Raw genomic sequence first — 19,233 nt, 5'->3', positions numbered from 1 at the left:
CCCAGAACGAGCCCAGAACGAGCCCAGAACGAGCACAGGACGAGCAGCGAACGAGCGCTGAAGGAGCACGCCCGTGTACGACCTCGTGGTCCGATCACGCAGGACCGTCACCCCGGACGGCGAACGGCCGCTCGCCGTCGCCGTCCGCGACGGCCGGATCGCGTCCCTGCACGACCACGCCGCCCCGCTGGACGCCGCCGAGGACGTCGACCTGCGCGACCTCGCCCTGCTGCCCGGCCTCGTCGACACCCACGTGCACGTCAACGAGCCCGGCCGCACCCACTGGGAGGGGTTCGCCACCGCCACCAGGGCCGCGGCGGCCGGCGGCGTCACCACGATCGTCGACATGCCGCTCAACGCGCTCCCGCCCACCGTCAGCGTCGCCGCGCTGGAGGCCAAGCTGGCCGCCGCCGGCGGGCGGTGTCACGTCGACGTCGGCTTCTGGGGCGGCGCCGTGCCCGGCAACCTCAAGGAGCTCCGGCCGCTGCACGACCGGGGCGTGCGCGGGTTCAAGTGCTTCATGTCGCCGTCCGGCGTGGACGAGTTCCCCGAGCTCGGCCTCGGGGAGATCCGGCAGGTCATGACCGAGCTGGCCGGGTTCGGCGGGCTGCTGGTCGTGCACGCGGAGGACCCCGCCCTGCTGACCGGCTGCGCCGGGCCCGGCTACGCCGCGTTCCTGGACTCCCGGCCGGAAGCGGCCGAGCGCGGCGCCGTCGAACAGATCGTCCGGCTCACCCGCGAGACCGGCGCCCGCGCGCACATCCTGCACGTCTCCGGCGCCGGCTGCCTCGACGTGCTGGAGGCCGCGCGGGCCGAGGGCCTCCCGGTCACCGCCGAGACCTGCCCCCACTACCTGACCCTCACCGCCGAGGACGTGCCCGACGGCGACACGGCCTACAAGTGCTGCCCGCCCATCCGCTCCGCCGCCAACCGCGACCGGCTCTGGGACGGCCTCGCCCGGGGCGTGCTCGACTGCGTCGTCACCGACCACTCGCCGTCCACGGCCGACCTCAAGGTGCCCGACTTCGCCGCCGCCTGGGGCGGCGTCTCCTCACTCCAGCTCGGGCTGCGCGCCGTCTGGACCGAGGCGTCCCGGCGCGGGCACGGACTCGGCGACGTCGTGCGCTGGATGTCGGCCGCCCCCGCCCGGCTGGCCGGGCTGCGCGGCAAGGGCGGCATCGAGCCCGGCAACGACGCCGACCTGGTGGCCTTCGACCCCGACTCCGCCGAACCCGTCGACGCCCGGCGGCTGCACCACAAGAACCCCGTCACCCCGTACCAGGGACGCCGCCTCAGGGGCGCCGTGCTCACCACCTGGCTGCGGGGCAGGCCCGCCGACGACGTCCCGCACGGGACCTTCCTGCTGGGAGCGTAGATGCGCGACTTCACCCGCCTGCCCGACCTCGCGCTGCGCCGCCACGGCGGGTCCGTGATCGCCGCCAGCGACGAGTCGTTCGCCGGGAAGGAGAACCTCATCCGGCCCGGCAGGCCCGCCTTCCAGCCCGCGACGTTCGCCGGCACGGGCCAGGTCTACGACGGCTGGGAGACCCGCCGCCGCCGCGGCCCCGGCCACGACTGGGCGATCGTCCGCCTCGGCCTGCCCGGCGTGATCCGCGGCGTGGTCGTCGACACCGCCTGGTTCACCGGCAACCACCCGGCGCACGCCGCCGTCGAGGCCGCCCACGTGCCCGGCCACCCGTCCGCGGCCGAGGTGGAACGGGCCGGCTGGGTCACCATCGTGCCCATGAGCCCGCTCAAGGGCGACAGGGAGCACCCCTTCGAGGTGGCCGACGAGAGCCGCTACACCCACGTACGGCTGAACATGTATCCCGACGGCGGCATCGCCCGGCTGCGCGTGCACGGCGAGGCCCGCCCCGACCTGTCCGTGTGGGACGGGCTCGGCCTCGACCTCGCCGCGCTGGAGAACGGCGGGCTGGTCACCGCCTGCTCCGACGAGTTCTACTCCTCACCCGGCAACGTCATCGCCCCCGGCACGGCCCGCAACCAGGCCGAGGGCTGGGAGACCGCGCGCCGCCGCGACGGCGGCAACGACTGGCTCGTCATCCGCCTGGCCGGACGCGGCCGCGTCAGCCTCGCCGAGATCGACACCACGAACCTGGTCTTCAACGCGCCCGCCGCCGTGACGCTCACCGGCCTCGACGGCGACCGCGAGGTCCCGCTGCTGCCCGGGACGCCGCTCCGGCCCGACACGCCGCACCGCTTCCGGCTCGGCCCGCACGACCCCGTCGACCACGTACGCGTCGACATCCACCCCGACGGCGGCCTGGCGCGCGTGCGGCTCTGGGGACACCTGGCCTAGTGCCAGAGGTGGACCTCCGAGCCCGGCGGCCGCTCGGAGTTGGGCCCCGGGCGCTGGAACCGCACCACGCCGCTGTTGGACAGGTTGTGCACCCGCACCCGGAAGCCCTGCGCCTGCAACTCGTTCTTGGCGTCGTTGATGCCCTTGCCCATCACGCCCGGCATGATCCGGAACTCCTGGTCGTCGCGGGCCTCGTTGTCGCCCCGGAACCAGTGCCAGAAGTCCGTCTCGCAGCGCGCCACCGTGACCATCGCCGGGATGCCCTGGTCGACCTCGGACTTGGGCTTCGGCGACTGCGCGATCACGGTGCACGGCTCGGCGTCGTCGTCGACCTCGTTGACCTGCACCTGGAAGCCCTGCTGCGTCAGGAACGCGGCCGCCTCGTCCTTCGGCATGCCGGACACGTCGGGCATGACCAGGCCGGCGCTCACGTAGATGTCGACCTTGGCGCCTTCCTTGACCTTCTCGCCCACCTGCGGCGAGGTGCGGATCACGTGGTTGCGCTGCACCTCGAGGTTCTTGACGCGGCGCATCTTGCCGACCGTCAGCCCGGCCTCGCCGATCGCCGCCCTGGCGTCGTCCTGCGTCAAACCGGCGGTCTTCGGCACCAGCACCCGCTTCGGGCCCAGCGAGGGCACCAGCGTGATCGTGGTGCCGGCCTCCACCTCGGTGCCGTGGACCGGCTCCATGGCCAGCACCGACCCCTCGGCGACCTTCTCGTCATGGCGGCCCTCGACCCTGGCCACCTGGAAGCCCTGCGCCCTCGCGCTCTGCTCGGCCACCGCGAGGTTCTTGCCCACGAGATCGGGCACGATCTTGTAGCTCTTCTGCGCGAAGTAGAGCCCGGTCGCCGCCACCGCCCCCACCATGATCACGGCCAGCGCCGCCAGGAACCAGACCGGCTTGACCCGGCCGCCCCGCGAGCGCGCCGGCGGAGGCGTGGGGACCTCCGCGCGCGGCTGGATCAGGGTGTGGGCCGGAGCCGCCGGCGGGCTGGTGAACGCGCCGGTCGGACGCGCCTGCTGCGCGCCCGACAGCCTCGGCAGCGTCCGGTGCGCCTCGACCGCCTGCACCAGCATCGCCGTCGCGTCCGCGGGGCGGTCGTGCGGCTCGCGCGCCGTCGCCTGCGCCACCAGCGTGTCGATCAACGCCGGCACGTCTGACGCCAGCGACGACGGCGCGGGCACCGTGTCGTGCACGTGGCGGTAGGCCACCGACATCGGCGTCTCGCCGTCGTACGGCTGCCGGCCCGTCACCAGCTCGAACAGCATGATGCCGGCCGCGTAGACGTCGCTGCGCACGTCGGCGCCGCCGGTCGTCACCTGCTCGGGCGACATGTAGCCGATCGTGCCGATCATCACGCCGGTGCGCGTCTGGTTGGTCGCCTCGATCGCGCGGGCCAGGCCGAAGTCGACCACCTTGATGCGGCCGTCGTCGGCCAGCAGCACGTTCTCGGGCTTCACGTCGCGGTGGACCATGCCCGCCTGGTGGGCGGCGCCGAGCGCCGCCAGCACCGGGATCATGATCTCCAGGGCCTCTCGGGCGGGCAGCCTGCCACGGTCGCGCAGCACGTCACGGAGCGTCTTGCCGGGCACGTACTCCATCGACAGGTAGACGACGTCGCCGTCGGTGCCCTGATCGAAGACGTGCACCACGTTCGGGTGCGAGAGGCTGGCCACCGACTTCGCCTCGCCGATGAACCTGCGCACGAACGCCGGGTCGTCGGCCAGCGAGCGGTGCATCACCTTGAGCGCGACGGTCCGGTCCAGCCGGATGTCGAGCGCCAGGTAGACAGTCGCCATGCCACCCCGGGCGATCCGGGACTCGACGCGGTAGCGCCCGTCGAGCAGCCGACCTACCAGAGGGTCCGCAGTCGTCGTGTCCACCCGGCTGAGTTTACGGGCGTTTCGCCCCCGGGAGGGCCTGACCATCCGAAAGTGATGCCGACCCGTGCCGTTCCGTGACGCAAGCGTACTCCTGGGCCGGCGGAGAACCGCATTTCCGGGGCTCGTACCGCTCCCGGAAGTCCCTGGGAAGAAGTTCTCCTGGAAGGCCCGTGGGCTTTCCAGGAGAACCGGCACCGTCAGGGAGACATCGGGGACGAGGCCTCCGCGTACCGGCGGCGGGGGATCCGGCCGGCCAGCCGGGCCGCCCGCCCGGCCTGGACGGCCGATCGCATCGCCGAGGCCATCAGCTCGGGCCGCTGCGCCCGGGTGACCGCCGTCGCCAGCAGCACCGCGTCGCACCCCAGCTCCATCGCCAGCGCCGCGTCGCTGGCCGTGCCGATGCCCGCGTCCAGGACCACCGGCACCCCGGCCGCCTCCACGATCAGCTCGATGCTGTGCGGGTTCCTGATCCCCAGCCCGGAGCCGATCGGCGAGCCCAGCGGCATCACCGCCGCGCACCCCGCCTGCTCCAGCCGCCTGGCCAGCGCCGGGTCGTCGCCGATGTACGGCAGCACCACGAACCCGTCGGCCACCAGCCGCTCCGCCGCGTCGAACGTCTCGATCGGGTCCGGCAGCAGGGTCCGCTCGTCGGCGATGACCTCCAGCTTGACCCAGTTCGTGCCCAGCGCCTCGCGCGCCAGCCGCGCCGTCAGGACGGCGTCGCCGGCGGTGAAGCAGCCGGCCGTGTTGGGCAGCACCTTGATGCCGCGCCGGCGCAGCACGTCGAGCACCGACCCGCGGGCGTGCGGGTCGAGCCGCCGCATCGCCACCGTGGTCAGCTCGGTGCCCGACGCCTCCAGCGCCTGGTCCAGCACCTCCAGCGAGGGGGCGCCGCCGGTGCCCATGATGAGCCGGGAGCCGAACTTCTCCCCGGCGATGACCAGATCATCCACCTTGCACCGCCGTCAGCACCTCCACGCGGTCGCTGTCGCGCAGCGCCGTCGTCTCCCACGCGCTGCGGGTGACCACCTCGTCGTTCACGGCCACCGCCACGCCGGTGGCGGACTCGGTCAGGGACCGTACGGCCTGCGCGACGGTCATGCCCTCGGCCACCTCGCGGGCGGCCCCATTGATCATCACATTCATGAAACATCCTTGAATCTCGCCGGTGAGCACAATGTCGCGAGGTCGGCCTCCTCGCCTTCGAGGATCGCGGCGGTGAGCGGCGTCAGCAGCACCCCGCCACGATGGTGACCGGTCGCCAGCACCAGCCCCGGGATCCCGCTCGGCCCGACGACCGGCAGGTTGTCCGGCGTGCCGGGCCGCAGCCCCGCCACCACGTCGGCCACCTCCAGCTCCGTGACGCCCGGCACCAGCTCCCTGGCGTCCCGCAGCAGCTCGTAGACCCCGCCCGCGGTCACCCTGGTGTCGAAGCCCAGCTCCTCCTGGGTGGCTCCGACCACCAGTTCCCCGTCGCCCCGCGGCACCAGGTAGACCGGGTTGCCGTGCACGGTCCCGCGCACGCACCGCCCGATCAGCGGCTGGGGCGACCTCAGGCGCATGATCTGCCCCTTGACGGGCCGTACCGGCACATCCGCCAGCTCCCCGCTCCACGCCCCCGCCGCCAGCACCACCCGCTCCGCGACCAGCGTCTCGGGCTCCCGTCCCCGCGGCACACCCGGCGAGATCCCGGGGACTGCGCCCGACTCCGGAGGGGCCAGCCGTACGCCGGACACCCGGTCGCCGTCACGCAGCAGCTCGGTCACCCGGGCGCGCACCACCGGGACGCCGAGCCGCTCCAGCGCGGCGAGCAGCGCCGCGGTGACGCGGCGAGGATCCACCCACGCGTCCGTACGGGCCAGCAGCCCGCCCCGGACGGAGGGCGCCAGCATCGGCTCCAGCCGCCGGCACTCGCGCCCGGTCAGGCGCTCGACCGGCAGCCCCAGCTTCTCCATGAACCCGGCCTGCTCGTCGAGCATCGCCAGGTCGTCGGGCCCGAACGCGACGTCGAGCGTCCCGTCGTCCCGCAGATCCAGCCCGGCGCGCGCGGCCGCCAGCCGTTCGCTCCCCTCACCGGATTCCCCGAACCCCCAGGGTGACGCGGCGGCCCGCCCGTCCTCGCCGCCGGCCGACGGACGCCTCCCGCCGGCGGACGAGGGGTCGAAGGCCGGGAAGCGCCCGTCGCCGGGGACGGCGGACGCAGCCGCCGGGCCGGCGCCCGTGGGCGCGGAACCGGCGTGCCCCGTCTCGCCGTGAGGGGTGACCACGTGGGTGCTCGCGGGAGGAGCGGCGGAGCTCGTGCGCCCGGTCCCGCCGTGAGGGGTGACCACGTGGGTGCTCGTGGGAAGCGTGCCCTCGGCGGGGACGGCCGAGCCGGACTGCCCGGCGTGAGTGTTCGGGGTGGTGGTCGTCCGAGGGGCGGAGACGCTCCTGTCGGACTGAGCGGTGAGGGTGGTGGCCGGTCCGTCGGATCCGGGAGTGGTGAGTCCGGCGTCGGCGGCGAGGGCGGCGGCGAAGGCGGGCCAGCGGCGCAGGGAAGCGACGCCGAGACGGAGAAGGGGCTCTTCGGTGTAGGCGACCTCGCTGATCGGGGCCAGCATGCCCGCCGCCGCGTAGGAGGCGCCACGGGCGGGAGACGGGTCGACCACCACGACCTCGCGGCCCTGCCTGGCAAGCCGCCAGGCGATCGACAGGCCGACGACGCCGCCTCCGACGATCACATCCATGTCCGCTCCCTTCGCCGGCATGATCCGGATCAGGTGTCTTGCGGTCGAAGGCCCGGTGAAGCCTTCCTCTCAGCCCGGTGACGGCCGGACTCCCGCGCGTCGTGCACCCCCACCTTACGACCTCCCACGACAGACCGGCACGCCGGTGCCGGGGGAGGTCGCCCCACCCGCGCCCGGCCGCCGCCGAGACCGCGAAGATCGCGACCGGGCATCCTTGGAGACCGAGTTCCCGCCCTCACCGACGGCCGGCCGACCGGCCATGGATTCACCGGCCATGGATCCACCGGGCGCGGATCCACCGGGCGCGGATCCACCGGGCGGTCCTGGGTCCTCCGGGCGGTCCAAGGCCCTTCGGGCTGCCCTGGGCCTTCGGGCGGTACCGGGCCCTCCGGGTGGTATCGGCCTTCGGGAGGTTCTGGCCCTTTCGGGCGCTTCTGGGTTCTCCGGGCTGTCCTGGGCTCTTCGGTGGTCTCGGGCTTCCGTGGGGTTCGGAGCTTCTCGGGCGGCACCGGCGTTCTTCGGGTGGGTCCTGCGGCAACCCTCGGCTGGGCTACTCCGGCAGGGCGCGATCATGCTCGCGGACATAGCAGAGCGGGTGGCTGTCCCGAACCGCCCCTACCCCCGGTGACTTCCGTGGGTGCGTATGTCGTCGGCCCAACCTCCACGAATGATCTTCGGTGGCGAGGAGGTGGAGTGCCAGGTGGGGGAGGAATCGGGGCTCGGGGCGACGCTGTGGGGCGGCCCCCGTTATGGTCGCTTACGTGAATCATGTCGTGGTGGTGGGAGCCGGACTGTCAGGTGTCAGGAGCGTCGAGGCGCTGCGCGCACGCGGGTTCGGCGGCAGGATCACGCTGATCGGGCAGGAGCGCCACCGGCCCTACGACCGGCCGCCCCTGTCGAAGTCCGTGCTGCTGGGCGACGCCGACTCCAGCTTCGTCGACTCCGACCTGGCGGCGCTCGAAGTGGACTTCTGGCCGGGCGTCGCCGCCAAGGCGCTGCGCGAGGGCGCCGTGGAGACGACCGAGGGCGAGCTGGGCTACGACGGGCTGGTCATCGCCACCGGGGCCGAGCCGATCCTGCTCCCCGGTGACGGCCCCCAGCACGTCCTGCGTACCCTCGACGACTCGCTCGAGCTGCGCGCCCGGCTGGTTCCGGGCGCGCGGGTGGCGGTCATCGGCGCGGGCTGGATCGGCGCCGAGGTGGCCACCGCCGCCCGACGGGCAGGCTGCGCGGTGACGGTGGTCGAGGCCGGCCCCGCCCCGCTCACGCACGCCGTCGGCGCCGAGCTCGGCGCCCGCACCCAGCACTGGTACGAGGGCATCGACCTGCGCCTGGACACCATGGTCGCCTCCGTCGAGGAAGGCGGCGTGGCGCTGGTCGGCGGCGGGTTCGTGGACGCCCACGTGGTGGTGACGGGCATCGGCGTCCGCCCGGCCGTCGAGTGGCTCGCCGACGCCGACCTCGACCTGCACAACGGCGTCGTCACCGACGAGCACCTGCGCACGTCGCTGCCGAACGTGGTCGCCGTCGGCGACTGCGCCGCCTGGTGGTCGCGCCGCTTCGGCACGCGGCTGCGGGTCGAGCACTGGGACACCGCGCTGGGCGCGCCCGAGGTGGCCGCCGCGACGCTGCTGGGCGAGGAGGCGGTGTACGACCCGGTCCCGTACTTCTGGTCGGAGCAGTTCGGGCACATGGTCCAGTACGCCGGCCACCACCCGGCCGGCGAGCGGCTGGTCTACCGGGGCGAGGCGACGGGCAAGTGGTCGGCCTGCTGGCTCGCCGGCGACGACACTCTCGCCGCGGTGCTGGCCGTCGACCGGCCGCGCGATCTCGTGCAGGGGCGCCGGATCATCGAGGCGGGCCACCGGCTCGACACGGAACGCCTGGTAGATCCGGACGTGCCCCTACGGGATTGTGTTGTTTGAGCAAGCGCGGCATGTGGTAGTTGTGGTTTCGTGACGCTTTCTGTTGCACAGATCGACCGGGAGACCGATGCCCTCGTCGACGAGTGGCTCACTCTCCCCGAAGTGGCCGACCGCATGGGTCTCACCATGGGTCGCGCCAAGCAGCTCCTCAAGGACCACAAGCTCCTCGGCGTGCGCCGGGGCAGCGGCGGGCCACAGGTGCCCGCGGTGTTCCTCGACGGCCGAGATGTCATGAAGGGTTTGCCTGGCACACTCACCGTCCTGCAAGACGCGGGCTACGACGACGTCGAGTCGCTGCGCTGGCTCTTCACCCCCGACGACTCACTGCCAGGCTCGCCCGTCGAGGCGATCAGGGCGGGCCGCCACACCGAGGTCAAGCGACGTGCCCAGGCCCTCGCTTTCTGACGCCCGCCTCTACCTCTGCACCGACGGACGGCGCGAGCGCGGTGACCTCGCCGAGTTCCTCGACGTGGTGCTCGCCAGCGGCGTGGACATCGTCCAGCTCCGCGAGAAGGGGCTGGAGGCCCGCGAGGAGCTGGAGCTCCTTGAGGTGTTCCGCGACGCCTGCGACCGCCACGGCAAGCTGCTGGCGGTCAACGACCGGGCCGACATCGCCTACGCCGCCCGGCCCGACGTGCTCCACCTGGGGCAGGACGACCTTCCGGTGACGGTCGCGCGAGAGATGCTCGGCGACGACATCGTCATCGGCAGGTCCACCCACTCCGTCGCCGAGGCTTCCGCCGCGGCGGTGGAGGAGGGCGTCGACTACTACTGCTGCGGCCCCATCTGGCCCACGCCGACCAAGCCCGGCCGTCACGCGCCCGGCCCGCCGCTGCTCCGGCACGCGGCGTCGCTCGGCGCGGATCGGCCGTGGTTCGGCATCGGCGGCATCGACCTGGCCAACCTGGACGAGGTCATGTCGTACGGGGTCAGGCGGGTCGTCGTGGTGCGCGCGATCACCGACGCCGAGGACCCGGGCGCGGCAGCGGCCGAGTTCGCCAAGCGCCTGACCGACGGCCCCGGCTGACCCGGCCGGCGTCCCGCCGGGCGCTCGCCGGGTCATGGCCGGTGGTTCGGCCTGGGCCGAGGTGGCTCAGGTCTTGCGCGCGGTGGCGGCCACGGCCAGTTCGGACAGGGCTGTGCGGGCCTCGGCGGTGATCGGCGCCTGCTCCAGCGAGGCCAGGGCCTCACCGAGGTAGTCGGCGATCATGTCTTCGCACTCACGCAGCGCGCCCGTACCCTCGATGATGTCGCGGAGGGCTGCGACGCCGTCGCCGTCGAGCCCGGGGTCGCCGAGCAGGCGCCGCACGGTCGCCGCGTCGGCCGGGGAGGCGGCCGCGAGCGTGCGCGCCACGAGCATCGTCCGCTTGCCCTCGCGCAGGTCGTCGCCGGCGGGCTTGCCGGTCGTCGCCGGGTCGCCGAACACGCCGAGGATGTCGTCACGCAGCTGGAAGGCGATGCCCACGCGGGTGCCGTACGTGGTGCACAGCTCGTCCACCCACGGCACCCGCCCGCCGGCCGCCAGCACCAGGCCGAGCCTGAGCGGCTGCTCGACGGAGTACTTGCCGCTCTTGTAGAGGGCGACCCGCAGGGCCGAGTCGAAGGTGTTCTCGCCGTTCGCCTGCTCCAGCAGGTCGAGATACTGGCCGCACATCAGCTCGGTGCGCATGTGGTCGTGCACCGGCTGGGCCGCCGCCAGCGCCCGCGCGGGGAGCCCGCTGGTGCGCCACATCTCGCCCGACCAGATCAGCAGCAGGTTGCCCAGCAGGATCGCCGCGCCCTCGCCGAACTGCTCGGCCGACCCGTGCCAGGCCGACTTCTCGTGCAGCGCCTGGAAGCGGCGGTGCGCGGCCGGCATCCCGCGGCGCAGGTCGCTCTTGTCCATCACGTCGTCGTGCACCAGCGCGCTCGCCTGCAGCAGCTCCAGCGAGGCGGCGGCGGAGAAGACGCCGGGCTCGTCGCCGCCGCCCGCGGCCCGCCAGCCCCAGTAGCAGAAGGCGGGGCGCAGGCGCTTGCCCCCGGCCAGCAGGTCCTCCGCCGCGTCGCGGAGCGGCCGGAAGTCGGGCTCGCCGTCGGAAGGGAGGCGCCGTTCGACGAACTCCCTGAGGCGGAGGTCCACCTGGGAGCGCAGGTCGTCCATGCTCGCGGCGTCAATGGTCATGCTCTGAAGACTAGTGGCCCAGCAGGGAAAGGCCAGCGACCAGGTTGGGGCGGGTCACGAGTGGGCCTGCGGGTACGCTTGGGCCATGGCGCTTGGTCAACCCTCCATCCTGCCCGGCCGTGTCCCCACCGTCCGCGAGTTGCTCGCCTCCGGTGGCCGGTCGTTCTCCTTCGAGTTCATGCCGCCGAAGACCGACGAGGGCCAGCGGCAGCTGTGGAAGGCGATCAGGGAGCTGGAGTCGCTGCGGCCGACGTTCGTCTCGGTGACCTACGGCGCCGGCGGCTCCAGCCGCGACCGCACGGTCGACATCGTCGAGCGGCTGGCGCACGGCACGACGCTGACCCCGGTCGCCCACTTCACCGCGGTCAACCACTCGACGCGCGAGCTGCGCCACCTGATCGGCCGCTTCGCCGACGCGGGCGTGCGCAACATCCTCGCCGTGCGCGGCGACCCGCCCGGCGACCCCACCGGCGAGTGGATCCCCCACCCCGACGGCGTCCTGTACGCGGAAGACCTGGTCAGGCTGATCCGCCAGTCGGGCGACTTCTGCGTGGGCGTGGCCGCGTTCCCCTACAAGCACCCGCGCTCTCCGTCGATCGAGTCCGACACCGAGTACTTCGTGCGTAAGTGCCAGGCCGGCGCCGACTACGCGATCACGCAGATGTTCTTCCGCGCCGACGACTACCTGCGGCTGCGCGACCGGGTCGCGGCCCGCGGCTGCGACACGCCGATCATCCCGTGCGTCATGCCCGTCACGCAGATGAGCACGATCGCCCGGTCCGAGCAGTTGTCGGGCGCGCCGTTCCCGCCGGAGGTGGCCGCCCGGTTCGAGAAGGTCGCCGACGACCCGGCCGCGGTGCGCGCGCTCGGCATCGAGCACGGCGCCGAGCTGTGCCAGCGGCTGCTCGACGAGGGCGCGCCCGGCATCCACTTCATCACCTTCAACCGGTCGAGCGCCTCGCGGGAGGTGTTCCAGCGGCTGCGGCACGCACCGGCCCTGACCGTCTGACGCGCGGGCGCGACGGGTGTTGACTGGGAGCGTGATCGCCGACTTCTGGTTCGACCCGTCCTGCCCGTACACCTGGCTGACCTCGCGGTGGCTCCTGGAGGTGACCGGGGTCCGCCCGGTCGAGGTGCGCTGGCACGTGCTCAGCCTCGCCGTGCTCAACGAGGGCCGCGACGACGATCCCGAAGGTGACCCGGAGGGCTACCTGTGGGTGCCGGCGCGGATCGCGGCCGTGGTGGCCGACCGCTACGGCCAGGAGGCGCTCGGCCGCTTCTACACCGCGCTGTGGACCACCGGCGGCGCCGACCAGGACTGGATCGGCGACCTGCGCACGGCGCTGACCTCCGCGGGCCTGCCCGCCGACCTGGCCGAGGCCGGGCTCACCGGCGAGCACGACCATCTGGTACGGGCCTCCCACGCCGAGGGCATGGCGCTCATCGGCGGCGAGGCCGGCACCCCCGTGGTCGCGGTCAGCGGGGCCGGCCAGGACCGGGTGGTGTTCTTCGGCCCGGTCATCTCGCGGGTGCCGGAGGGCGAGCAGGCCGGGCGGCTGTGGGACGGCACGCTCCTGGTCGCCGGCACCCCGCACTTCCACGAGCTGAAGGGCCTGCCCCACGAGGAGCCCGCCACCCCATGACCTACGAGCCGACGCTCCCGCCGGAGCACGTCGAGCGCATCCGCCGCTGGCACGAGCGGGCCTACGCGGCCGCCAGGGCCGAGGCCGGCGACGACGGCCGGACCTTCCACCATCTCGGCCTGACCCTGCACGTGCCCCCGGACGTCCAGCCGATCGCCGGCATGTCGCACCCGCTCGGCGAGGCGGTCCTCGCCGAGGTGCGCGACGGCGACCGGGTGCTCGACATGGGCACCGGCTGCGGGGTCAACGCCATCCTGGCCGCCTCACGGTCCCGCGACGTGGTCGCGGTGGACGTCAACCCGCACGCCGTCGAGGCGGCCCGGGGAAACGCCGCGCGCAACGGCGTGGCGGACCGGGTCACGGTGCTGGAGAGCGACGTGTTCGCCGCCGTCGAGGGCGACTTCGACCTGATCGTCTTCGACCCGCCGTTCCGCTGGTTCGCGCCCCGCGACCTGCTGGAGAGGGCCACGACCGACGCGGGCTACGCCGCGCTGACGAGGTTCTTCCGTGACGTGCGGGGATACCTGCGGCCGGGCGGGCGGGTGCTGCTGTTCTTCGGCACCACCGGAGACCTGCCGTACGTGCGGCGGCTGGTCGGCGAGTCGGGGTTCGCCGCCGCGGAGGTGAGCCGGAAGGAGCTCGTCAGGGACGGCTGGCGGGTGGAGTACGTGACCTTCCGGCTGACTCGGGACGCCACCCGCCCGCAGGGGGACCGAGCGGGTGGCGTCGGGGATGGGTGTGCGGAAGGTAGCGAGTGAGTAACTTTCCGTAAAGGTGATGCCCTCCGTAATGACCCGCAAAACCTCAGGTCATGACCCGGTCAGAGGGAGTCGCCTGCCGACGATGGCGTACTCCTCGAACCCTCCGGGGAAGACGAACCGGGACAGCAGGTCCATGAACCCCATGGACGCGTAGAGGTGGCGGGCGATCGTCGGCCGGTCGTGGGTGGAGAGCACGGCCGTGCGTTCCGCCCGGCCCGCGCACAGGGTGGTGATCATGGCGCGGCCGATGCCCTTGCGCTGGAAGTCGGGATGCACGTGGATCTCGGCCAGCTCGAACGCGTGGCCCAGCCACGCGTCGGCCGCGTCGACGCCGGCCTGGTCGGCCAGCGCGCGGTGGACGACGTCGTGCCACCACTGGCCGGGCGCGCCGCGGAAGCCGTACGCGAAGCCGACGATCTTCGGCCCCTCCGGAGCATCACGCCATTCGGCGAAATAGCACTGGAAAAATGGATATGTCCCGTGATTGCGCATGATGGCGGTACGACCGGCGATCTGTTCCTCCGGCGTGCGCATGGCGGCGGTGTAGATGTCGATCACCGTGTCCAGCCGTTCGGTGAACTCGGCGGGTCCCGCGCCGCGAAACTCGATCACCGTCGCACCCTATTCCCTGCCGCCCACGGTCATTCCACATCCACGGGCGTGCCGCCGGTGATTCGCAGGAGTTCGTCGAACGTGGTCGGGAAGACGGTGTGCGGATGGCCGCCGGCGGCCCACACCACCTCGTGCTTCTGCAGCCAGGTGTCGACCAGTGTGCGCACCGGCGCCGGATGCCCCACCGGGGCGACCCCGCCGATCGGCTGCCCGGTCGCCTCTCTGACGAACTCCGGCGTCGCCCGCCGTACCTTCGAGACTCCCGCCGTGCGGGCGACGAGTTCCACGTCGACCCGGTGCGCGCCGCTGGTCAGCACCAGCAGCGGCGCCCCGTCCGCGTCGAAGATCAGGCTGTTGGCGATGGCGCCGACCTCGCAACCGAGCTGCGCGGCGGCCGTGGCCGCGGTGGGCGCCTTCTCGGGCAGCACCACGATCTCGCCGGTCGCTCCCAGGCTCCGGAGGGCGTTTTCCACTCTTACCGCGTTGGCGGGCAACTTCTCGGGCATGCGGACACTCTAAACAGATTGACTCCCGCATTACCCCGTTGAGCGGTGGTGTAGGGTCCTTTGATTCGCTTGTTACCTGCTTGAGAGGTGATACCGGTGAGGGCTCGACGGCTTCCGGGAGTGCTCGCCCTCCTCACCGCCGGGGCGGTCGCGCTCGCCGGTTGCGGAGTGGCACCCGCCGAGACGGCGTCCCACTCGATCACCGCCGCCGCGGGCCGGCTCGCCGAGCCTCCCCCGGCCGTGACCGCGCCGGACAAGAAGCTGAAGCTGGGCGCCAAGGGCAAGGCGGTCGTCTGGCTCCAGAAGCGGCTGCGCGAGCTCGGCTACCGGCCGGGCAAGGCCGACGGGCGCTACGGCGGCACCACGCTCGGCGCCGTGTGGGCGTTCCAGAAGGTCAACGGCATCAAGCCGACCAGCACCATCGGCAAGGCCACCTGGCGGGCGCTGGAGCAGCCCAGGACCCCCAAGGTCCTGGCCCGGAACGGCAAGCGGACCCGCGCCGAGGTCAACCTGAGCACGCAGATCATGACCCTGTACGTCGGCGGCGAGCTGAAGCTGATCAGCCACATGTCGTCCGGCAGCGGCGTGCCCTACTGCGAGACCACCGTGTGGCAGGGCAAGGAGCAGCGCTTCTGCGGCTCGGCCACCACGCCCACGGGCACGTACAAGACCACCTGGCGGCGCGACGGCTGGCACAAGTCCTACCTCGGCGAGCTCTACAACCCGATCTTCTTCAACGGTGGCATCGCCTTCCACGGCGCGCTCTCGGTGCCGTTGTATCCCGCCTCCCACGGCTGCGTGCGGCTGCCGATGAACGTGGCGGAGGAGCTGCCCGGCCTGCTGGGCACCGGGGTCCCGGTCCACGTGCGGGGGAAGTTCAGGCGGTGACCGCGCCGGGCCGCCGGCTCACACGTTCGACAGCCCGCGCATCGAGATCTCCGCAGCGGCCGTGATGGCCTCCCACACCTGTTCCTGCGAGTCGCCCCTGGTCAGGCTCATCACGGCGGTCAGCTTGACCGCGCCGACCAGCGAACCCACCATCGCGGCCGCCTCCAGCGCGCCGAGCTCGCCCTCGTACGCCCGCTCCACCGCCTCGGCGAGCTGGAGCTGCTGCTCGAACAGCACATGCAGGGCGCGTGCCTGCAGCGAGGGCACGGTCAGCATGAGCTCCATGCGGGCCGCGGCCTCCGCCAGGTCGAAGTTGCCGGGGTCGACGGCCCATTCCAGGCTCGCCCGGATCACCCGCACCAGCAGCTCGGCCACCGGCTCGCCGGGCCGGCGCCCGGCCACCAGGTCGAGGACGTAGCGCATCCGCTCCGGGCCGTCATAGAAGATCACGTCTTCCTTGCTGGCGAAGTAGCTGAAGAAGGTGCGCGCCGACACCTCGGCCCCGGCGGCGATCTCGGCGATCGTCGTCTCCTCGAACCCCTTCTCCTGGAACGACCGGAGCGCGGCGGTCACCAGCGCCCGGCGCGTGCGCTGCTTCTTGCGCTCCCGTAGCCCGGTCATGCACGAAAGGATACCTCTGCTGCACACATTGCAAAATTGCATTCAATGAGGTTTTCTTGGTGGCGTCCTGGAGAAGGAGGCAGCCATGACCGACCTGACCCTGACCACGCGGCGGGAACGCCCGTTCGACCCGCCCGAGACGTACGCGAGGCTGCGCGAGCGCGGCGACGTGCACCGGATGAGGTACGCCGACGGACACGAGGGCTGGCTCGTGACCGGCTACGCGGCCGCCCGCGCGGTGCTGGCCGACCAGCGCTTCAGCAACCGGCCCGAGCTGGCGCACCCGCCCCTCGCGGCGCGCGCCGACCTCGCCGAGGAGATCCGCTCGCAGGAGTTCGAGGTCCCGCCCGGGTTCTTCCTGCGCACCGACGCGCCCGAGCACACCCGCTACCGCAAACTGCTCACCGGGCAGTTCACCGTACGCAGGATGAAGCAGCTCGAAGCCAGGATCGAGGAGATCACCGAGGCCCGGCTTGACGAGATGGAAGCCGCGGGCGGGCCGGTCGACCTCGTCGACGCCTTCGCGCTGCCCATCCCCTCACTGGTCATCTGCGAACTGCTCGGCGTCCCGTACGAGGAGCGGGCGGCCTTCCAGGAGGACACCAAGATCCTGGTGAGCCTGGACGCGCGGGCCTCCGACGCCCTCGCGGCCATCGGCCGCGTCTTCACCTACCTGTACGGGCTCGTCTCGCGCAAGCGTGAGCACCCGGGGGAGGACCTGCTCAGCGGCCTCATCGAAGGCGGCGAGCTGAGCGACGACGAGCTCACCGGCGTCGCGTTCCTGCTCCTGGTCGCCGGGCACGAGACCACCGCCAACATGCTCGGTCTCGGCACCTACGCGCTGCTCGCCGACCCCGCCCAGCTCGCCGCGCTGCGCGACGACCCGTCGCTGATCGGCAACGCCGTCGAGGAGCTGATGCGCCACCTCACGATCATCCACGTCGGCCCGGTCAGGACCGCCCTGGAAGACGTCGAGATCGACGGCCACCTCATCAGGAAGGGCGAGTCGGTCACCCTCCACCTGCCGGTGATCAACCGCGACCCGTCCCGGTTCCCCGGCGGCGACCGGCTCGACGTCACCCGGCCCGCGACCGGCCACCTCGGCTTCGGCCACGGTATCCACCAGTGCCTCGGCCAGCAGCTCGCCCGCGCGGAGATGCGGATCGGGTTCGCGGCCCTGCTGCGCCGCTTCCCCGGCCTGCGGCTCGCGGTGCCGGCCGACGAGGTGCCGCTCAGGGCGGACATGGCCATCTACGGCGTGCACCGGCTGCCCGTCACCTGGTAAGCAGGGATTCATGAAGATAGAAGCCGACACGAACGTGTGCATCGGTGCGGGCATGTGCGCGCTCACCGTGCCAGAGGTTTTCGATCAGAGCGAGGAGGACGGGACGGTCGTGCTCCTGCAGCCCGTGCCGCCCGCCGAGCTGGAGGAGGGGGCTCGGCGAGCCGTGACGCTGTGTCCTTCGGGCGCGCTCAAGGCTGTCTGAGAGCGTAGACGCGGGTCGTGCCGAACACGCCGTCGCCCGTCCCGCGCCGCACCGTCCGCACGTGGCGGAAACGGCCCGTGCCGAGCAGGTAGGCCTCCTCGACGGGGTTGAAGTAGACGACGGTGACGGGGCGCGGGCTGCGGTCGGCGGAGGCGATCAGCCGGTCCACGGCGGCGGCGAAGATCCGCCCGCGGAACGGGTTGTTCAGGAACACCACGCTGACGTCGTCGGGGATGTCGTACTCCAGCACGTCCGAGTGCACGAACTCGACGCCGCCGGCACGCAGCCGCAGCCGCGTGCCGGCCAGGTTGGACCGCGCGATCTCCGTCAGCTCGGGCGACAGCTCCACCCCGATCACCCGTCCGAACGGGTAGCGGCTGGCGGCCTCCAGCGCCATCCGGCCCTTGCCCGCGCCGAGATCGAGGAACACGTCGTGCTCGCTCACGTCGCTCACGGGCAGCGCCCGGCGCAGCGTGCCCCAGTGGGCGGGGGAGTAGTAGACCCGTTCCGGGTGATCGAGACCGAACTCGCTCAGGTCGGCGAAATCCGCCGTGTTCACCCCGTACCGGCCGTCGTACACCAGCCGCGCCAGCTTCTGCCGCAGGCCCCGCAGGACGACCGGGCCGCCCACGTGCAGGACGTCTTCGCCCAGCGGCAGTTGCGCCTCCCACGCGAACCCGACGGCGGCGGCCGCCCCGGCGACCAACGCCACGGGCCGCGCCACCCACCCGAACGACCCACCGCCCTCCCGCGTTCCGGCCTCGACGGTCTTCCGTCGTCCGCGACCGCCTTGCGCCTGGCCGAGGCGGTGTTCTGAGGGGCCGGGGAGTCGTTGTGGGAGGAGCGCCGGGGCTGTGCCGGCTCGGCCGCTCATGCGGGCCGGCCTGCGAGTTCGCGGTTCACGCGTGCGGCCACGCGGTGAGCGCGCCAGCCGATCAGGCCCAGCCCGCCTATGAGCAACCCGGCCTGCGCCAGGATCGTGGCCACCTGGACACCCTCCGGCAGCCCGACCGCCAGCTCGGCGGCGGCTGACACCACCAGCACCCCCGCCATGGCCGCGGCCAGCATGCGCATCGGGACCTTGGCCCAGGTGTGCGCCGCGTCCCATGCCTCGCGTGAGGCGAGCGTCTCCCGAGTGCGCAACCCGGCCAGGCCGTTGCGGCTGTCGACGGCACCGGATTCGTCATGGAACGGGATGAGGAGGAGCGCCAGGGCGGGAGCGGTGAGGATGGCGTTGATCAGGATGGGCCCCATCCCGCCATCGTAACCATGACCCGCGATCTCGGGAACGCCGCCGGAGCGGGCTCTCTCCACTCGCGGAACGCTGCCGGACTGGGCTCTCTCTGCTCGCGAAACGGCGCTGAGCCAGCTCCTCCCGCTCGGAAGCACCACCCCATCCACCCCCGCACACCTGCCTGAACATCCCGCCGTCTCCGTAGTGCGCAAGGCCCCGCCATCTCCGTAGTGCAGGTCTCGAAGTTTCCCTTGAGAACGCCCTGTGGCATGTCGTCTCCCCAGAGGCGCTCGTGACAGCGTCGGCACTCCCTGGAGCACGTCGTCTCCCCGGGGACGCTCATAAGAGCGTCAGCTCCCTGAGAGGGGTGTCCTGTGGTGCACCATCTCCTCAGAGCGCTCATGACGGCCTGGGCTCTCCTGAGAGTGCCCGTGGTATGCCGTCCGCGTCCGGGGGCTGCTCT

21 protein-coding genes and 1 riboswitch are annotated in these 19,233 nt (G+C 72.5%); of the genes, 11 read left to right on the top strand and 10 right to left on the bottom strand.

Annotated elements, in window-relative coordinates:
- The first annotated feature begins 73 nt into the window (after nt 1-73).
- Nucleotides 74-1,375 carry an allantoinase AllB gene (gene allB, locus ACIBF7_RS13240; RefSeq protein ID WP_397197164.1) on the top strand — a complete coding sequence of 434 codons (1,302 nt, stop codon included), beginning with the start codon at nt 74-76 and terminating at the stop codon, nt 1,373-1,375.
- On the top strand, nt 1,376-2,320 hold the full coding sequence (alc, locus tag ACIBF7_RS13235) for an allantoicase (protein WP_397197163.1): 945 nt from the start codon (nt 1,376-1,378) through the stop codon (nt 2,318-2,320).
- Here the strand turns inward: alc and pknB are convergent.
- From pknB to ACIBF7_RS13215, 4 genes are all read right to left on the bottom strand, one after another.
- Nucleotides 2,317-4,206: a Stk1 family PASTA domain-containing Ser/Thr kinase gene (gene pknB, locus ACIBF7_RS13230; RefSeq protein ID WP_308248779.1), complete on the bottom strand. Its 1,890-nt coding sequence runs from the start codon at nt 4,204-4,206 to the stop codon at nt 2,317-2,319. The two genes, alc and pknB, sit on opposite strands and share 4 nt — an antisense overlap.
- Nucleotides 4,207-4,403: 197 nt before the next feature.
- Nucleotides 4,404-5,159, bottom strand: coding sequence for a thiazole synthase (locus tag ACIBF7_RS13225; protein ID WP_148032750.1), 756 nt, complete (start codon nt 5,157-5,159; stop codon nt 4,404-4,406).
- Nucleotides 5,152-5,352, bottom strand: coding sequence for a sulfur carrier protein ThiS (thiS, locus tag ACIBF7_RS13220; protein ID WP_148032749.1), 201 nt, complete (start codon nt 5,350-5,352; stop codon nt 5,152-5,154). Before thiS ends, ACIBF7_RS13225 begins: the two co-directional genes overlap by 8 nt.
- Nucleotides 5,349-6,932: an FAD-dependent oxidoreductase gene (locus ACIBF7_RS13215; protein WP_378525092.1), complete on the bottom strand. Its 1,584-nt coding sequence runs from the start codon at nt 6,930-6,932 to the stop codon at nt 5,349-5,351. Before ACIBF7_RS13215 ends, thiS begins: the two co-directional genes overlap by 4 nt.
- A riboswitch (TPP riboswitch) is annotated at nt 6,922-7,038 on the bottom strand. It overlaps the preceding gene by 11 nt.
- 655 nt (nt 7,039-7,693) lie before the next feature.
- Between ACIBF7_RS13215 and ACIBF7_RS13210 the strand changes: the two genes are divergently transcribed.
- From ACIBF7_RS13210 to thiE, 3 genes are read left to right on the top strand one after another with little or no spacing between them, the layout of a single operon-like run.
- A complete protein-coding gene (locus ACIBF7_RS13210; RefSeq protein WP_271275346.1) occupies nt 7,694-8,857 on the top strand; it encodes an NAD(P)/FAD-dependent oxidoreductase in 1,164 nt (387 codons plus the stop codon).
- Between the two features lie 30 nt (nt 8,858-8,887).
- On the top strand, nt 8,888-9,262 hold the full coding sequence (locus ACIBF7_RS13205; protein ID WP_148032747.1) for an Rv2175c family DNA-binding protein: 375 nt from the start codon (nt 8,888-8,890) through the stop codon (nt 9,260-9,262).
- Nucleotides 9,240-9,884: a thiamine phosphate synthase gene (thiE, locus tag ACIBF7_RS13200; protein ID WP_397197162.1), complete on the top strand. Its 645-nt coding sequence runs from the start codon at nt 9,240-9,242 to the stop codon at nt 9,882-9,884. The genes ACIBF7_RS13205 and thiE overlap by 23 nt, the downstream gene beginning before the upstream one ends.
- Before the next feature lie 66 nt (nt 9,885-9,950).
- Here the strand turns inward: thiE and ACIBF7_RS13195 are convergent, their stop codons facing one another.
- Entirely contained in the window at nt 9,951-11,018 is a 1,068-nt protein-coding gene (locus ACIBF7_RS13195) for a polyprenyl synthetase family protein (protein ID WP_397197160.1), read from the bottom strand.
- 85 nt (nt 11,019-11,103) lie between these two features.
- Between ACIBF7_RS13195 and metF the strand changes: the two genes are divergently transcribed.
- The 3 genes from metF to ACIBF7_RS13180 are packed head-to-tail and all read left to right on the top strand — an operon-like array spanning nt 11,104 to nt 13,419.
- Complete coding sequence (gene metF / locus ACIBF7_RS13190; protein WP_219543374.1) at nt 11,104-12,027, top strand: methylenetetrahydrofolate reductase [NAD(P)H]; 924 nt, start codon at nt 11,104-11,106, stop codon at nt 12,025-12,027.
- 31 nt (nt 12,028-12,058) lie between these two features.
- Nucleotides 12,059-12,661, top strand: coding sequence for a DsbA family protein (locus ACIBF7_RS13185; RefSeq protein ID WP_261808675.1), 603 nt, complete (start codon nt 12,059-12,061; stop codon nt 12,659-12,661).
- Nucleotides 12,658-13,419: a methyltransferase gene (locus ACIBF7_RS13180; protein WP_397197159.1), complete on the top strand. Its 762-nt coding sequence runs from the start codon at nt 12,658-12,660 to the stop codon at nt 13,417-13,419. The genes ACIBF7_RS13185 and ACIBF7_RS13180 overlap by 4 nt, the downstream gene beginning before the upstream one ends.
- A gap of 51 nt (nt 13,420-13,470) precedes the next feature.
- On the opposite strand, the gene ACIBF7_RS13175 is transcribed toward ACIBF7_RS13180, so the two are convergent.
- A complete protein-coding gene (locus tag ACIBF7_RS13175; protein WP_271275342.1) occupies nt 13,471-14,034 on the bottom strand; it encodes a GNAT family N-acetyltransferase in 564 nt (187 codons plus the stop codon).
- Between the two features lie 29 nt (nt 14,035-14,063).
- The gene (locus ACIBF7_RS13170; protein ID WP_397197158.1) at nt 14,064-14,540 is read right to left on the bottom strand and encodes a YbaK/EbsC family protein; all 477 of its coding nucleotides are present in this window, start codon (nt 14,538-14,540) and stop codon (nt 14,064-14,066) included.
- A gap of 96 nt (nt 14,541-14,636) precedes the next feature.
- On the opposite strand from ACIBF7_RS13170, the gene ACIBF7_RS13165 reads away from it, so the two are divergent.
- The gene (locus ACIBF7_RS13165) at nt 14,637-15,428 is read left to right on the top strand and encodes a L,D-transpeptidase family protein (RefSeq protein ID WP_261808674.1); all 792 of its coding nucleotides are present in this window, start codon (nt 14,637-14,639) and stop codon (nt 15,426-15,428) included.
- A gap of 18 nt (nt 15,429-15,446) precedes the next feature.
- Here ACIBF7_RS13165 and ACIBF7_RS13160 read toward each other — a convergent pair whose 3' ends face one another.
- Entirely contained in the window at nt 15,447-16,049 is a 603-nt protein-coding gene (locus ACIBF7_RS13160; protein WP_148032741.1) for a TetR/AcrR family transcriptional regulator, read from the bottom strand.
- A gap of 85 nt (nt 16,050-16,134) precedes the next feature.
- On the opposite strand from ACIBF7_RS13160, the gene ACIBF7_RS13155 reads away from it, so the two are divergent.
- A complete protein-coding gene (locus ACIBF7_RS13155) occupies nt 16,135-17,334 on the top strand; it encodes a cytochrome P450 (protein WP_148032740.1) in 1,200 nt (399 codons plus the stop codon).
- Nucleotides 17,335-17,344: 10 nt separating this feature from the next.
- Nucleotides 17,345-17,536, top strand: coding sequence for a ferredoxin (locus tag ACIBF7_RS13150; protein ID WP_148032739.1), 192 nt, complete (start codon nt 17,345-17,347; stop codon nt 17,534-17,536).
- On the opposite strand, the gene ACIBF7_RS13145 is transcribed toward ACIBF7_RS13150, so the two are convergent.
- Both ACIBF7_RS13145 and ACIBF7_RS13140 read right to left on the bottom strand, forming a co-directional pair.
- The gene (locus tag ACIBF7_RS13145; RefSeq protein WP_364227087.1) at nt 17,523-18,248 is read right to left on the bottom strand and encodes a class I SAM-dependent methyltransferase; all 726 of its coding nucleotides are present in this window, start codon (nt 18,246-18,248) and stop codon (nt 17,523-17,525) included. The two genes, ACIBF7_RS13150 and ACIBF7_RS13145, sit on opposite strands and share 14 nt — an antisense overlap.
- A 158-nt stretch (nt 18,249-18,406) precedes the next feature.
- The gene (locus ACIBF7_RS13140; RefSeq protein WP_271275336.1) at nt 18,407-18,790 is read right to left on the bottom strand and encodes an SdpI family protein; all 384 of its coding nucleotides are present in this window, start codon (nt 18,788-18,790) and stop codon (nt 18,407-18,409) included.
- Between the last annotated feature and the right edge of the window lie 443 nt (nt 18,791-19,233).

The sequence above is a fragment of the Nonomuraea sp. NPDC050478 genome, from assembly GCF_044458265.1.
Taxonomy (GTDB): Bacteria; Actinomycetota; Actinomycetes; order Streptosporangiales; family Streptosporangiaceae; genus Nonomuraea; species Nonomuraea ferruginea.
The sequence above is the reverse complement of the archived record's forward strand: the minus strand, read 5'-3'. Positions and strand labels throughout refer to the sequence as shown.

Coding starts and splice junctions, on each gene's coding strand:
- alc (WP_397197163.1), top strand. CDS start 1,376: ATGCGCGACTTCACCCGCCTGCCCGACCTCGCGCTGCGCCGCCACGGC.
- thiS (WP_148032749.1), bottom strand. CDS start 5,352: ATGAATGTGATGATCAATGGGGCCGCCCGCGAGGTGGCCGAGGGCATG.
- ACIBF7_RS13215 (WP_378525092.1), bottom strand. CDS start 6,932: ATGGATGTGATCGTCGGAGGCGGCGTCGTCGGCCTGTCGATCGCCTGG.
- ACIBF7_RS13195 (WP_397197160.1), bottom strand. CDS start 11,018: ATGACCATTGACGCCGCGAGCATGGACGACCTGCGCTCCCAGGTGGAC.
- metF (WP_219543374.1), top strand. CDS start 11,104: ATGGCGCTTGGTCAACCCTCCATCCTGCCCGGCCGTGTCCCCACCGTC.
- ACIBF7_RS13180 (WP_397197159.1), top strand. CDS start 12,658: ATGACCTACGAGCCGACGCTCCCGCCGGAGCACGTCGAGCGCATCCGC.
- ACIBF7_RS13170 (WP_397197158.1), bottom strand. CDS start 14,540: ATGCCCGAGAAGTTGCCCGCCAACGCGGTAAGAGTGGAAAACGCCCTC.
- ACIBF7_RS13160 (WP_148032741.1), bottom strand. CDS start 16,049: ATGACCGGGCTACGGGAGCGCAAGAAGCAGCGCACGCGCCGGGCGCTG.
- ACIBF7_RS13155 (WP_148032740.1), top strand. CDS start 16,135: ATGACCGACCTGACCCTGACCACGCGGCGGGAACGCCCGTTCGACCCG.
- ACIBF7_RS13150 (WP_148032739.1), top strand. CDS start 17,345: ATGAAGATAGAAGCCGACACGAACGTGTGCATCGGTGCGGGCATGTGC.
- ACIBF7_RS13140 (WP_271275336.1), bottom strand. CDS start 18,790: ATGGGGCCCATCCTGATCAACGCCATCCTCACCGCTCCCGCCCTGGCG.